The organism is Streptomyces sp. NPDC090106 (genome assembly GCF_044747265.1).
GTDB lineage: Bacteria > Actinomycetota > Actinomycetes > Streptomycetales > Streptomycetaceae > Streptomyces.
On sequence record NZ_JBIVDS010000015.1, the window covers coordinates 19,273 to 32,404 of the forward strand.

Annotated in this window: 10 protein-coding genes and 1 tRNA gene; 5 read left to right on the top strand and 6 right to left on the bottom strand. The window is 70.1% G+C overall.

Features of this window, described 5'->3' with window-relative positions; all coding sequences use genetic code 11:
- Nucleotides 1–60: 60 nt before the first annotated feature.
- Together ACIPSE_RS37595 and ACIPSE_RS37600 are read right to left on the bottom strand one after the other, a co-directional pair.
- Nucleotides 61–966, bottom strand: a complete 906-nt coding sequence (locus ACIPSE_RS37595) for a polysaccharide deacetylase family protein (RefSeq protein ID WP_401672534.1) — start codon at nt 964–966, stop codon at nt 61–63.
- A 50-nt stretch (nt 967–1,016) separates the two neighbouring features.
- Nucleotides 1,017–2,009 (bottom strand): glycoside hydrolase family 11 protein, encoded by a 993-nt coding sequence (locus ACIPSE_RS37600; protein WP_401672033.1) that lies wholly within the window; start codon nt 2,007–2,009, stop codon nt 1,017–1,019.
- 612 nt (nt 2,010–2,621) lie between these two features.
- On the opposite strand from ACIPSE_RS37600, the gene chvE reads away from it, so the two are divergent.
- On the top strand, nt 2,622–3,710 hold the full coding sequence (gene chvE, locus ACIPSE_RS37605) for a multiple monosaccharide ABC transporter substrate-binding protein (protein WP_401672036.1): 1,089 nt from the start codon (nt 2,622–2,624) through the stop codon (nt 3,708–3,710).
- Between the two features lie 191 nt (nt 3,711–3,901).
- Here the strand turns inward: chvE and ACIPSE_RS37610 are convergent.
- The 3 genes from ACIPSE_RS37610 to ACIPSE_RS37620 form a co-directional block, all read right to left on the bottom strand.
- Nucleotides 3,902–3,974, bottom strand: a tRNA-Arg gene (locus ACIPSE_RS37610).
- A gap of 150 nt (nt 3,975–4,124) precedes the next feature.
- A complete protein-coding gene (locus ACIPSE_RS37615; RefSeq protein ID WP_401672039.1) occupies nt 4,125–5,828 on the bottom strand; it encodes an IclR family transcriptional regulator C-terminal domain-containing protein in 1,704 nt (567 codons plus the stop codon).
- A 63-nt stretch (nt 5,829–5,891) separates the two neighbouring features.
- Entirely contained in the window at nt 5,892–7,172 is a 1,281-nt protein-coding gene (locus tag ACIPSE_RS37620) for a M6 family metalloprotease domain-containing protein (protein ID WP_401672041.1), read from the bottom strand.
- 254 nt (nt 7,173–7,426) lie between these two features.
- Here ACIPSE_RS37620 and ACIPSE_RS37625 point away from each other — a divergent pair, with 254 nt between their 5' ends.
- Together ACIPSE_RS37625 and ACIPSE_RS37630 are read left to right on the top strand one after the other, a co-directional pair.
- Complete coding sequence (locus tag ACIPSE_RS37625; RefSeq protein WP_401672043.1) at nt 7,427–8,071, top strand: TetR/AcrR family transcriptional regulator; 645 nt, start codon at nt 7,427–7,429, stop codon at nt 8,069–8,071.
- A 255-nt stretch (nt 8,072–8,326) separates the two neighbouring features.
- Nucleotides 8,327–9,868 carry an MFS transporter gene (locus tag ACIPSE_RS37630; RefSeq protein ID WP_401672046.1) on the top strand — a complete coding sequence of 514 codons (1,542 nt, stop codon included), beginning with the start codon at nt 8,327–8,329 and terminating at the stop codon, nt 9,866–9,868.
- A 140-nt stretch (nt 9,869–10,008) separates the two neighbouring features.
- Here the strand turns inward: ACIPSE_RS37630 and ACIPSE_RS37635 are convergent, their stop codons facing one another.
- Nucleotides 10,009–10,500 carry a MarR family winged helix-turn-helix transcriptional regulator gene (locus ACIPSE_RS37635; RefSeq protein WP_401672048.1) on the bottom strand — a complete coding sequence of 164 codons (492 nt, stop codon included), beginning with the start codon at nt 10,498–10,500 and terminating at the stop codon, nt 10,009–10,011.
- 129 nt (nt 10,501–10,629) lie between these two features.
- Here ACIPSE_RS37635 and ACIPSE_RS37640 point away from each other — a divergent pair, with 129 nt between their 5' ends.
- Together ACIPSE_RS37640 and ACIPSE_RS37645 are read left to right on the top strand one after the other, a co-directional pair.
- The gene (locus ACIPSE_RS37640) at nt 10,630–11,421 is read left to right on the top strand and encodes a dioxygenase (protein WP_401672050.1); all 792 of its coding nucleotides are present in this window, start codon (nt 10,630–10,632) and stop codon (nt 11,419–11,421) included.
- Nucleotides 11,422–11,797: 376 nt separating this feature from the next.
- On the top strand, nt 11,798–12,796 hold the full coding sequence (locus ACIPSE_RS37645) for an RNA polymerase sigma factor RpoD/SigA (protein WP_401672053.1): 999 nt from the start codon (nt 11,798–11,800) through the stop codon (nt 12,794–12,796).
- Nucleotides 12,797–13,132: the final 336 nt, after the last annotated feature.

Here is a 13,132-nt window from a genome sequence, read left to right on the forward strand (position 1 = left end):
CGGGGTCCGCACGGACGCGGGGGTCCGGAGGGCATGCGCGCCCTCCGGACCCCCACCGGCTCACCCGCTGCTGCAACTCACGGTGGGCCAGGTGTAGTTGCCGTTGTGCTGGATGGTGACGCCCCAGTTGTTGCCGCTGCCGTTGGGAGTGGCGTTCAGCACCTGGGAGCTGGGGTAGCTGGCGTTGATGTTCCAGGTGGAGAGGACCTTCGCCGGTGACGGCACGTTCATGGTCACCGTCCAGCTGCTCGCTCCGCTGACGGCGACGTTGAGGTTGTACCGGTCGCTCCACGAGGACCCGGCGGACAGCGTCGCCGTGCACCCCGTGGTGCTCGTGCCCGGGGCGACGGCCCGGCCGGTCACCGGAGAGATCGCCCCGGCGCACAGCCCGCGCGAGGCGAGCCCCTGGGCGATGCGGGGGATCGCGGCCAGCGTGTTGGCGGACCAGTCGTGCATCAGGATGATCTGCCCGTTGGTCAGCCGTCCGGCCGCCGCGACGATGGCGTCCGTACTGGCGCCGTTCCAGTCCTGCGAGTCCACGTCCCAGATGATCTCCCTGAGCCCGTAGGCCGCCTCGACCGCCTTCACGGTCGCGTTGGTCTCGCCGTACGGAGGCCGGAACAGCTGGGGTGTTCCTCCTCCCGCGGCGGCGATCGCGGACTGGGTCCGGGAGATCTCCGAGTCGATCTGGGCCTGGGAGAGCGTGGTCAGATGCGGATGGGTGTAGCTGTGATTGCCCACCCACATACCGGCGTCGACCTGCGCCCGCACCCGCGCCGGGTCGGCGGCGGCGTACTGGCCCTGGTTGAACATGGTGGCCCGCAGCCCGTTCTGGGTGAGCGCGGAGAGCAGGGCCGGGGTGCCGGCGGAGGGCCCGTCGTCGAAGGTGAGGCCGACATAGCCGGTGCAGGCGGCGGCCTCGGCGGCGGGCGGGGGAGCGAAGGTGAGGGAACCGGCTACGGCCATGGCGACGACGGCGGCTTTCGCGAGCAGGGGTCGGATGCTCATCGGCGGCCTCAACTCGCCGCACAACTGACGGTGGGCCAGGTGTAGTTGCCGTTGTGCTGGATGGTGACGCCCCAGTTGTTGCCGCTGCCGTTGGGAGTGGCGGTCAGCACCTGGGAGCTGGGGTAGCTGGCGTTGATGTTCCAGGTCGAGAGGACCTTCGCCGGTGACGGCACGTTCATCGTCACCGTCCAGCTGCTCGCTCCGCTGACGGCGACGTTGAGGTTGTACCGGTCGCTCCACGAGGACCCGGCGGAGAGAGTGGCGGAGCAGCTGCTGCCACCCGAACTGCCTTCCCCGACGGTGATGTTGGAGCTGCCGCTGCTCTGGTAGCCCTCGGTCGCCATGATCATGTAGTAGCTGAAGCTGCCCAGGGTCATCCCGGCCCGCGCCCACGCGTCGAAGTGGTTCCCGGTCGTGATCGTCCCGCCGGTCCGCTTCGACTGCCGCACGCTCCAGTACTGGTCGAAGGTCTTGGTGCCCTCGACGGACGGGGCGTTGTAGCGGGTCGTCTTGTAGATGTCGTACGTGCCGCCGTCGCTGGTGACGGTCCCCATGAAGGTGCCCGTGGGCCGGTAGGTGCCCCAGTTGTCGACGATGTAGTACTCGACGAGCGGGTTGGACGTCCAGCCGTAGAGCGCGAGATAGGCGTTCCCGGACGGGTTGAAGGAGCCGGAGTAGGTCACCGACTTCCGCCCGCCGTTGGCCCACCCCTTCCCGGCCACGAAGTTGCCGGTGTTGCTCCAGGCCGTGCTGTAACCGCCCCCGGAGCCGAGGGTCATGGAGACGGTGCCGGGCGCGTCCGTCCAGAACGAGTAGTAGTACCCGTTGTTCGTCCCGGTCTGGTTGGTGGTGACGGTCGTGTCGGCGTGAGCGGTGCCGGGGAGCGCGAGGGCGACCAGGGCGGCCACCAGCAGGGTGAGGAACAGGCGTGCGCGGCTCGGCGGTGAGGTGACTCTGCGTGCTGGTGCGAGGGGGCGTGCGGGTGCGGGTGCGACGTTCATATGGGTCTTTCCTCCTCGTCCTCGATGAGGCCGGTGGGGGCCGGAGGGGGGAGCCCCGTCAACGCCAGCAGTGTTGGCCTGTCCGCGTCAAGTGTCAATGGTTTCGGCGCGGCGGACGAAACGTTCGCAGGTCATTGAAGTGCGACGGCGGACGGCGGGGCCGTGGGGACGGATGATCGACTTTCGATCGTCCGCGTCGAATGTTTCGCAGAATTACCGGTCGAACTTCCTTGCTGCCAGGGGCAGTTGACTCACGCACCATCAACCCTGCGCCGCCGCAAATGGTTCACACCTTTCTGTGACCATTCCTGTTCGCAGAGTTGACGCCCTTCACAACTCCCCCTACTCTCCCCCTACTTTCCGAACATGCGACGGCATTCCGAACGTTTGAGAGGCGAGTGTCGTGTGCATCCTCGGAACCGGCGCGCATGTGGCGTTCAGACCCGCGCGCCGAGCCGAACCGCTCCGGCCGGTCCCTGCCGGGGGCCCCGCCCGTCGCGGGCGCCCGCAGACCGCGGCGGCTCCGGCTCCAGCCACGGCCTCACGGCTGTGCCGTCACCACCTGATGACCCTCACCCCCCTCAATGACGAGAAGAACAGGGAACAATCACCGTGCTCAATCGAAGAGCTGTCCTCACCGGAGTCGCCTCACTCGCCGTTACCCTGTCCGCCTGCGGCAAGGGCGACGGCGGCAGTTCCGCGAGTGATTCCGAGGGTGGTGTCGTCGGCATCGCGATGCCGACCCGCTCCTCAGAGCGCTGGCTCCTCGACGGCAAGAGCATCGTCGAAGGCCTGGAGGACCGGAAGTACAAGGCCCAGCTCGTCTACGGCGACGACGACCCGAAGGCCCAGGTCGCCCAGATCGGGAAGCTGATCACCGCGGGCGTCGAGGCGCTGATCATCGCGGCCATCGACAACAAGTCGCTGAACGGCGTGCTGAAGAAGGCCGCCGCCGCGGGCATCCCCGTGATCGCCTACGACCGCCTCATCCTCGGCACCAAGGACGTCGACTACTACGTCTCGTTCGACAACGAGATGGTCGGCCGTATGCAGGCCCACTACATCATCACGAAGCTCGGCCTGGAGGACGGCGAGAAGGGCCCCTTCAACATCGAGCTGTTCGCCGGATCTCCCGACGACAACAACACCAGGTACTTCTTCGACGGCTCGATGGCCCTCCTCCAGCCGTACCTGGACAACGGGCAGCTGGTCGTCCCGTCCGGCCAGACCGACTTCGAGAAGGTCACCACCCTGCGCTGGGACGGCCCCACCGCCCAGAAGCGCATGGACGGCATCCTCGCCGACACCTACGGCGCCAAGCAGGTCGACGCGGTCCTGTCGCCGTACGACGGCATCTCCCGGGGCGTGCTGGCCGCCCTGTTCTCGGACGGCTACGACACGGCCGCCAAGCCCCTCCCGATCGTCACCGGCCAGGACGCCGAACTGCCCTCCGTGAAGTCGATCATCGCGGGCGACCAGGCGCAGACGGTCTACAAGGACGTCCGCCAACTCGCCTACGCCGCCGTCCTCATGGTCGAGGAGATACTCAACGACCGCGTGGTCTCCGTCGACGACTCCCAGACCTACAAGAACGGCGTCAAGCCCGTCCCCGCGGTCCTCCTCCAGCCCACCAGCATCGACAAGTCCAACTACGTCACCCTGATCAACGACGGCTACTTCACCGAGAAGGAACTCAAGTAGCCGGTCCCCCCGAAGGAAGGCCCCCGCCCGCCGGCCGGGGCCTTCGCCCGCGCGAACCCGCCGCGCTGCCCGGGGCGTCGCGCTCGGCGAGGGGGATCCGTGCGGCATCCACGTGGCATCAGAACGTGCAAGAGGCTCCTCGTCCGACCGGAACGAGGAGCCTCTTCCACGCTGACCTGCTGCATGAGCTGTGCCCCCGGCAGGATTCGAACCTGCGACACCCGCTTTAGGAGAGCGGTGCTCTATCCCCTGAGCTACGAAGGCGGGGGGATCTCGGTGAGACCCGGCGACTAGCGTAGCGGATAAGGGATCGGCGGTGGGTGCGTTCCTGTTCGCGCAGGTCAGGGGCAGGGGCTGGGTCAGGGGCAGGGTCTGGGCGGGGGTGGTGGGCCGGCCGGGTGTGGGTCCCGTGGGTCATGCCGTGGGCACGCGGGTGAACCTTCCCGCTGCGTGGAAGTCCCGTTCGATCGCGTCCGCCGCGGCGCGCAGGTGGGGGAGGAGGGCGGTCACGCATTCCTCCGGGGTCCGGCGCGTGGTGTGCATCGCCGTGTTGAGCGCCGCCACGACCCGGCCCGAGCGGTCGCGCACCGGGACGGCGATGGAGCGCAGGCCGGCCTCCAGTTCCTCGTCGACGAGGGCGTACCCCTGGGCGCGGACGTCGGTGAGGAGCCGGGCCAGCCGCGTCGGGTCGGTGATCGTCCGGGCGGTGAGCGGGGTCAGCGGGCCCAGGGTGCGTGCGGTCACCGGTACGTCGGCGAGGAGCACCCGGCCCATGGACGTGGCGTACGCCGGGAGCCGGGTTCCGACGGTCAGGTTCACGCTCATCACGCGGTTGGTGGCGACGCGGGCCGTGTACTGGATCTCGTCGCCCGCCGGGGTGAGCACCGCCAGGGACGCCGATTCGTGGATGCCGGCCGAGAGCCCGACCAGGTGGGGCGTGGCGATGTCGGCGAGGGAGGTGCGGGCCAGCGGCGGGAAGCCGAGGGAGAGGACCCGGGGGGTCAGGGTGAACGTGCGGTGCTCCGTGGCCCTGACCAGGCCCAGGTGCTCGTAGGTGATCAGGGCCCGGCGGGCGGTGGCCCGGGCGAGGCCGGTGGCCTTGGCGACCTCCGTGAGGGTCAGGGCGGCCCGGCCCTCGCCGAAGGCGGTAAGGACCGTCAGTCCCCGGGCGAGGGACTCGATGAACTCACGGCCCAGTTCCTGCTTGGAGGCGCCCGTCCAGGTCGCCAGGCCGGAGGGGCCCGCGCCCGTGTCGGGAGCGGGGGTGCGCCGCAGTTCCCGTTCCATGTCGGCGACCGCCGCCCGCAGCCGGGGCAGCAGGGTGTCGCGCAGGCCCGCCGCGGTGTGCCGGCTGGTGTGGCTGACGACGCTCGCCGCGCACACGATCCGTCCGGTGCGCGGATCGCGTACCGGTACCGACACCGCGACCAGGCCCGGTTCGATCAGCTGGTCGTCCAACGACCAGCCGTCCGTGCCCGCTTGCTCCGCGCGCCGCTCGAACTCCTCGTCAGGGCCCGCGTGTTCGCGCGGCGGTACGGCGGGAAAGCCGCGGTCCTCGGGGTCCGCCGCCCGGCGCTCGCGCCAGGCCCGCCACTCCCGCTCCGTCCACTCCGTCGCGAACAGGGCGCCGGGCGCGGTGCGTTCGGCGGGCAGCAGGTCGCCGATGCGGAAGCTGAGGGACATCGCGCGGCGGCGCGTGGCCTGGTGGATGAAGCGGATGCCGTCCCGGTCGGCGACGGCCAGCGACACCGACTCGTCGAGTTCGTCGGCCAGTTCGTCGGCGCGGGCGTCGAGCAGCGAGGGCAGCCGCAGCGCGGCGAGATAGGCGTTGCCCAGGTCCATCAGGCCCGGCGTGAGGACCACGTCCCGGCCGTCCAGCCGGACGTATCCCATGCGGGCCAGGGTGGCGGTGATGCGGTCGACCGTGGAGCGGGCCAGGCCGGTCGCCCGTTCCAGGGCGCTCGGGCTGAGGGTGCCGCCCGCCTCGGTCAGCTCCCGCAGCACCGTGATCCCGCGGATCAGCGGGGTGACGGCCTCCGCGGGCACGACGCCGGCCGAACCCCGCTCATCCATGGTGTCCACGGGGTCGACTGCGTCCATGGTCGTCTTGGTCGGCATCGGGTCTCCGGTACGGCGGTACGGCGGTCGCGGGAGCCCTACGGTAATCCGGGAAGCGGGTGATCAGCGCCGCGTCACCCGGACCCGGTGGTCGCCGACGGCGTCCGCCTCCGCCACCGCGATACGGATGCCCTCCTTCCGGTCGACGAACTCCTCGCCCACCGTGAACGGCGCGTCCGACAGCTCGGCGTGGACGTTCGGGCTGCGCGTGCACCCCCCGCTGTCGCGCCGCGAGTCGTAGACCGTCACCGGTCCCATGCCGGTGTCCACGTCCGCGTCGACCTTGTAGATCAGCACCCCGGGGCGGCACACCGCCGCGTCGTTGCCCTCGTGCGTGCGCAGCTCGACGGCGTACCCGGTACGGCCCGACACGGGCACGAACAGGAGCTTCGCGCCGCCCGCGCGGGCCAGCGGGGTCAGCACGTGGTCGGTGGTGCCCGCGCCCGAGACACAGGCGACCTGCGTGGCGTCCAGCCAGCCCAGCTTCCACTTGTGCCAGCCCAGGAGGTCGTTGTCGGCGCCCCAGTCCTCGCTCATGATGTCCCAGTGCCCGACCGCACCGCCGCCCTCCTGGGTGTAGAGGTCGGGCAGCCCGAAGACATGCCCGTTCTCGTGCGGCAGCACCCGGTAGCCGGTCTGCGCGTAGGAGCCGGAGCCGTCGTCCTGACGGGAGTAGACGAAGGACGCGTTGGCCACGGGGACCCCGTCGGCGACCGGGGCGTCCGGATTGCCCGCGAAGGTCACCGACAGGACGGTGTCCAGCGCGGACGGCCCGGCGTTCGGCGTGACGAGCACGTTCAGGAAGTCGTACGACCGGAAGTCCACCTTCGGGTCGGCGGCGGACACGATGTCCTGGACCAGTTCCCGGTAACCGGGGTCGAAGGGCGCACCGCGCTCTATGCCGTACGACGTGAAGGGCTTCGGCATGCGCAGCCAGCCCGGGATGGGGGTCTCGGGGCGGTAGTCGAGACGGCCGTAGGAGCTGGTGCGGAACCAGTCCTGGGTCTGCGGGAAGAACTCGCGGAACCGGTCGAGGGCGTCGCCGGGTCCCTTCGCGTCGGAGAAGTCGATCATCAGGGTGAGGGCGCGGACCGTGCCGGTGGAGCGGGAGTAGCCGCCGGAGGTGGGGACGCCCTCCGACATCTGGATCGCCGAGCCGCCGCGGATCAGACAGGGGCCGTGGGCGGCGGTGCGGGCCAGCGCGACCGGACCGGCGCCCGCCGGCGCCGGCGCCGTGACCAGCCGGCCCGTGCCCGCCGAGGTGCTGACGGCCAGGGTCAGTGCGGTCATGGAGGCGAGGGCGGCGACCCGGCGCGGGCGTATCCGACGGCTGGTCTGCTCCATGCACGGCCCTCTCCGCCACGGCAGCCCCGGTCCACTGGCTGCGCCCTTTCGATCACCCTGGGTCGCGGGGTGCGGGGGCGCGCGCTGGAGCGGCCGAACGTGGGGTTCTGGGATCGGCGGCAGTGATTCAGGTCACATGAAATCTTCCCCTCAACCCGAAATAACCGGGGAGCGTCTCCCCGTTTAGAAGGGTGTTCACCTGAAACGGGGAGTCCCTCCCCGGATCAACCGGCCGACTGATCAAGGAGTACGCCGTGCAGACCGCGACCCCCGTGCAGCGAAAGGTGACCCGGCCGCGCGCCGACGCCCTGCGCAACCGGGAGCGGATCGTCACCGCCGCCCGGGAGATGTTCGTCGAGTTCGGGCCTGACGTGCCGCTCGACGAGGTCGCCCGCCGGGCCGGCGTCGGCAATGCCACGGTGTACCGCAACTTCCCCGACCGCGACGCCCTCGTCCGCGAGGTCGTCTGCTCCGTGATGGACCGCACGGCCGAGGCGGCCGAGGTGGCCGTCGCGGAGAGCGGGGACGCCTTCGAGGCCCTGGAACGCTTCGTGCACATCTCCGCCGACGAGCGGGTCAGCGCGCTGTGCCCGATGATCCAGACCACCTTCGACCAGAACCACCCCGACCTGATGGCGTCGCGTGAACGCGTCGAGCAGCTCGTCGAGGAGCTCATGGAGCGGGCCCGTGCCGCGGGGCAGCTGCGGCCGGACGTCAGCGTCGGCGACCTGATGGTCGTCGTGGCCCAGCTCTCCCGGCCCCCGGCCGGCACCGGCTGCCTCATCGGCGACCGCTTCGTGCACCGCACCCTTCAGCTGTTCCTGGACGGACTGCGGGCCCCGGCCCGCTCCACCCTGCCCGGCACGGCCCTGAGCATGGAGGACCTGCGCCAGTCCTGACAGACCGTTCCCGACTCGACCTCGACCTCGACCTCGACCTGACTCGACCTCGACCTCGACCTGACCTGACTCGACCTGGCTCGACGTGACCTGTCCCGCCGGACCTGATCCATCCGTCCGCGCGCACCGGTCCCGACCGATGATTCCGGTCCCACTCCGCAGTCCCTGCTGAAGGTCCGCACCGATCGCCATCGGCGCCGATCCGTCCCTTTTCACGCCCTTTTTCCGTCACGAAGTCCCGAAGTGGGTATCCCCATGTCTCAAACAGCCTCCAAGGCTCCCGGCGCACCGGCACCGTCCGGTGACGCCAACCGCTGGAAGGCGCTCGTCTTCATCGCGCTCGCCCAGCTGATGGTCGTCCTCGACGCGACCATCGTGAACATCGCCCTGCCCTCCGCCCAGCAGGACCTGGGCATCTCCGACGGCAACAAGCAGTGGGTCATCACGGCCTACGCGCTCGCCTTCGGCGGTCTGCTCCTGTTCGGCGGCCGGATCGCCGACCTGTGGGGCCGCAAGCGCGCCTTCGTCATCGGCCTGGTCGGCTTCGCCGCGGCCTCCGCGCTCGGCGGCGCCGCCACCAACGAGGCGATGATGTTCGGCGCCCGCGCCCTCCAGGGCGTCTTCGGCGCGCTGCTCGCGCCCGCCGCGCTCTCCCTGCTCGCCGTGATGTTCACGGACGCCAAGGAGCGCGCCAAGGCGTTCGGCATCTACGGTGCCATCGCCGGTGGCGGCGGCGCGGTCGGCTTCATCCTCGGCGGTGTGCTGACCGAGTACATGGACTGGCGCTGGACGTTCTTCGTCAACATCCCGTTCGCGGTCATCGCCGCGCTCGGCGCGTACTTCGTCATCCGTGAGCCCGAGGGCGGGCGCAACCGCAACCCGCTCGACATCCCCGGCGTCCTGCTCTCCACCCTGGGCCTGGTCGCGCTGGTCTACGGCTTCACCCGCGCCGAGTCCGAGGGCTGGGGCGACACCACCACCGTCGGCCTGTTCATCGCCTCGGCCGTCCTGCTGATCGCGTTCGTCGTCACCGAGGCCAAGGTCAAGGCCCCGCTGCTGCCGCTGCGCGTGGTCACCGACCGCAACCGCGGCGGCATCTACCTCTCGCTCGGCATCGCCATCATCGCGATGTTCGGCACGTTCCTCTTCCTGACCTACTACCTCCAGGTCATCAAGGGCTACACCCCGATCAAGACCGGCTTCGCCTTCCTGCCCATGATCGCGGGCATGATGGTCGGCTCCACCCAGATCGGCACCCGGCTGATGACCCGCGTCCCGGCGCGGGCGCTGATGGGCCCCGGCTTCCTGGTCGCGGCGGGCGGCATGCTCTTCCTGACCCGGATGGAGATCGGCTCGTCGTACGCCTCGGTCATCCTGCCGTCGATGCTGCTGCTCGGCCTCGGCATGGGTACCGCGTTCATGCCGGCCATGTCGCTGGCCACCCTGGGCGTCGAGCCCCGGGACGCCGGTGTCGCCTCCGCGATGGTCAACACCTCGCAGCAGGTGGGCGGCGCGATCGGCACGGCCCTGCTGAACACGATCGCCGCGTCCGCCACGACCAGCTACATCTCGGACCACATCGCCGGTGCGGGCTCCCGCTCGCAGCAGCAGCTGGTCCAGCTGGAGGGCATGGTCCACGGCTACACGGCCGCCGTCTGGCTCGCCGTCGGCATGCTGGTCCTTGCCGCGGTCATCGTGGTGACCCTGGTCAACGCCGGCCGCCCCGGCTCGACCACGGTCACCGGGTCCGAGGAGGGCGCCGTGGACGAGCTGGCGGTCCCGGTCGTCGCCCACTGACGACGACCGTCCGGTCGTCCCCCTTCGGACGACCTACGGCTGTCCGGTCGTACCCCTTCGGGCCCCGTGCGTACGGGGACGGGGACGCTCCGTACGCACCGCGGCGGACACGACGGTGACGTATCGGGATCTGCCCTGGCTCAGCGGAGCCAGGGCAGATCCGCACCCGCTTCGCTCGGCTGAAGTCCCTCGGCGACGATCTGCATGATCTCGCCGAGGGACTTCTGCTGTTCCGGGGTGAGCCGGTCGAACATGGCCTGGCGCACGGCGCTGACATGACCGGGGGCGGTGCGGCGCAGCACCTCGTGGCCCTCGTCGGTGAGGATCGCGAACTGGCCGCGCTTGTCGGAGGGGCAGTCCTCGCGGCGCACCCAGCCGTTCTTCTCCAGACGCGCGATCGCGTGCGAGAGACGGGACCGGGTGATCTTCGCCTTCATCGCCAGCTCGGTCATCCGCAGTTGCCGCCCGGGTGCCTCGGCGAGGCCGACGAGCAGTCCGTAGTAGATGTGCGGCATACCCGCGTCGCGCTGCAACTGGCGATCGAGGTGGTCCTCGAGAAGGGTGGTGGCATGCATGTAGGAACGCCAGACGAGCTGTTCCTCGGCGGTGAGCCATACGGGGTCTTCGGCCATGTCTCCCACTGTACGAGAAGTCTCCTTGAATCTTAAACAACTCGGGCGTACGGTTGCCTGTGACTGGAAGTTTTAGACTTCAAGTAACTGTCCCTGTCTCGCAGAACACCCTCCGAGGGGAGTCGCGCCATGTCCGCCGCCACTCAGGAACGCATGCCCGCTCTCTATCTCAGTCATGGCGCCCCGCCCCTCGCCGACGACCCGGTCTGGCCCGGCCAGCTCGCGGCCTGGTCCGCCGACCTGCCCCGCCCCAAGGCGATCCTCATGGTCTCCGCCCACTGGGAGGAGGCCCCCCTGGCCATCGGCGCGGTCGACCCCGTCCCGCTCGTCTACGACTTCTGGGGCTTCCCCGAGCACTACTACCGCGTCCGGTACGACGCTCCCGGCGCACCCGGGCTGGCGGAATCCGTACGCAAGCTGCTCCGCACACCCGGCACCCCCGTCCAGGACATCCCCGACCGCGGACTCGACCACGGCGCCTACGTCCCGCTCGTCGAGATGTTCCCGGACGCCGACATCCCCGTCCTGCAGATCTCCATGCCGACCCTCGACCCGGTGAAGCTGATGGAGATCGGGCGGCGCCTGGCACCCCTGCGCGACGAGGGCGTGCTGATCGTCGGCTCCGGCTTCTTCACCCACAACCTCGCCGCCCTGCGGCACACCGGCGGGGGAGTGCCCACCTGGTCCTCGGAGTTCGACGACTGGGGCCGCAAGGCGCTGGAGGCGCGGGACGTGGACGCGCTGCTCGACTTCCTCCACAAGGCCCCCGCCGGCCGCTACGCCCACCCGCGCACCGAGCACTTCGCCCCGCTCTTCGTGACCATGGGGGCGGCCGACGTCTCCGGCGAGCTGGACGCCCAGAAGTCGGTGATCGACGGGTTCTGGATGGGGATGGCGAAGCGGTCGGTGCAGTTCGGCTGAGAATCCGCTGTGAGCAGGGACGGTTCGGCAACCTTCCGGCGGCGCGAACCGTCTTGCTGGGTGTGAGAACGGCCGAAGGCGGCACTCGTCGAGTGTGACGGACCTCTCGAAGGTGCGATGTCCGCAGGGCCGGGGTACCCGCGCCCCAGGGTCTGACCTGCGCCTCCGGGCGCGGCGCCGACGCCGTTCCCGCCATGCGGCCGGACAGGGTACTGCAAGATCAGAAAAATAGGGGGACGGGTTGGGAATTCTGTCCTGATTCCAGTCGTTGTTTCCATCGGATGCAGGGCACCCGAGGAGAGTCCGGAGAGCACCGGACCATCGAGGACCAGGCGTCCAGGACCACCGCCAGCCCACATCGCAAGGGAGCACACGCATGGCAACCCGTGCCGTCGCCCGTCGTCAGTCCGCCTCCGGCGAGGCCGTCGGCAAGGCACGCAGTGTTCGCGCCCACGCCGGCGAGATCGCCGACCGCGACCTGGTCGGCATGTACCTCGACGAGATCGCGCGCACCCCGCTGCTCGACGCCGCCAGGGAGGTCGAGCTCTCCCAGACCATCGAGGCGGGCGTGTTCGCGCGGCAGGTCCTGGACGGAACCGAGGAGTCCAAGGCGGACGCGAGCCGCGAGGAGCTCCAGGCCCTGATCGACGAGGGCGAACGCGCCAAGGACGTCTTCATCCGCTCCAACCTCCGTCTCGTCGTCGCCGTCGCCCGCCGCTACCCGCGTGCCGGGCTGCCCCTCCTCGACCTCATCCAGGAGGGCAACGCGGGCCTGGTGCGCGCCGTCGAGAAGTTCGACTACCGCAAGGGCTTCAAGTTCTCGACGTACGCGACCTGGTGGATCCGTCAGGCCATCACCCGCTCGATAGCCGACCAGTCCCGCACGATCCGGCTGCCCGTCCACCTCGTCGAGGAACTGGGCCGGATCCGCCGCGTCCAGCGCGAGTTCAACCGCGAGCACGGCCGCGAGCCGGAGCCCGCCGAGATCGCGCAGGAGCTGGGCTCCACCCCCGAGCGCGTCACGGACGTCCTCGACTGGGCCCGCGACCCGGTCTCCCTGAACATGCCGGTGGACGACGAGGGCGAGACCCAGTTCGGCGACCTCCTGGAGGACACCTCCGCGGTGTCGCCCGAGCAGTCGGTGCTCACCCTGCTGCGCAGCGAGGAGCTCGACGACCTCATCGGCCGCCTCGACCAGCGCACGGCGTCGATCATCAAGATGCGCTACGGCATCGTCGACGGCCGGGAACGTACCCTCACCGAGGTCGGCAAGGAGCACGGTCTGACCCGTGAACGCATCCGCCAGATCGAGAAGCATGCCCTGCTGGAGCTGAAGAAGCTGGCCCGCGACACCGGGTTCGACGCGGTCGCGTAACCCCTCTCCGGGGTTGTGCGCCGGGTCGCGAAAGCAGGCGCAAACACGGCGGTCCTCCGCCGCTTCAAAAGGCAAGGGCCAGGGAACAAGACTTCAGGGCCCAAGAGTTCGGGTCCCGGACACCGGTCCGGGGCCCACCACGGACCACGTCCCGACGCACTACCCCCCCGGTGCCGGGACCTTCCCCGAGCCGGGCTTCGGCGCCCTCTCCCCCCCCTGGGCGCCGGAGTCCGGCTCTTGCCTTGTCCGGAGACGGGAAGGGGTCCAGGGCCGCGCCGATGAGGGTTCGGGGCCGTGCCGCGGGCGTTTCGGGCACGCTGAAAGGCGGGGCACCCC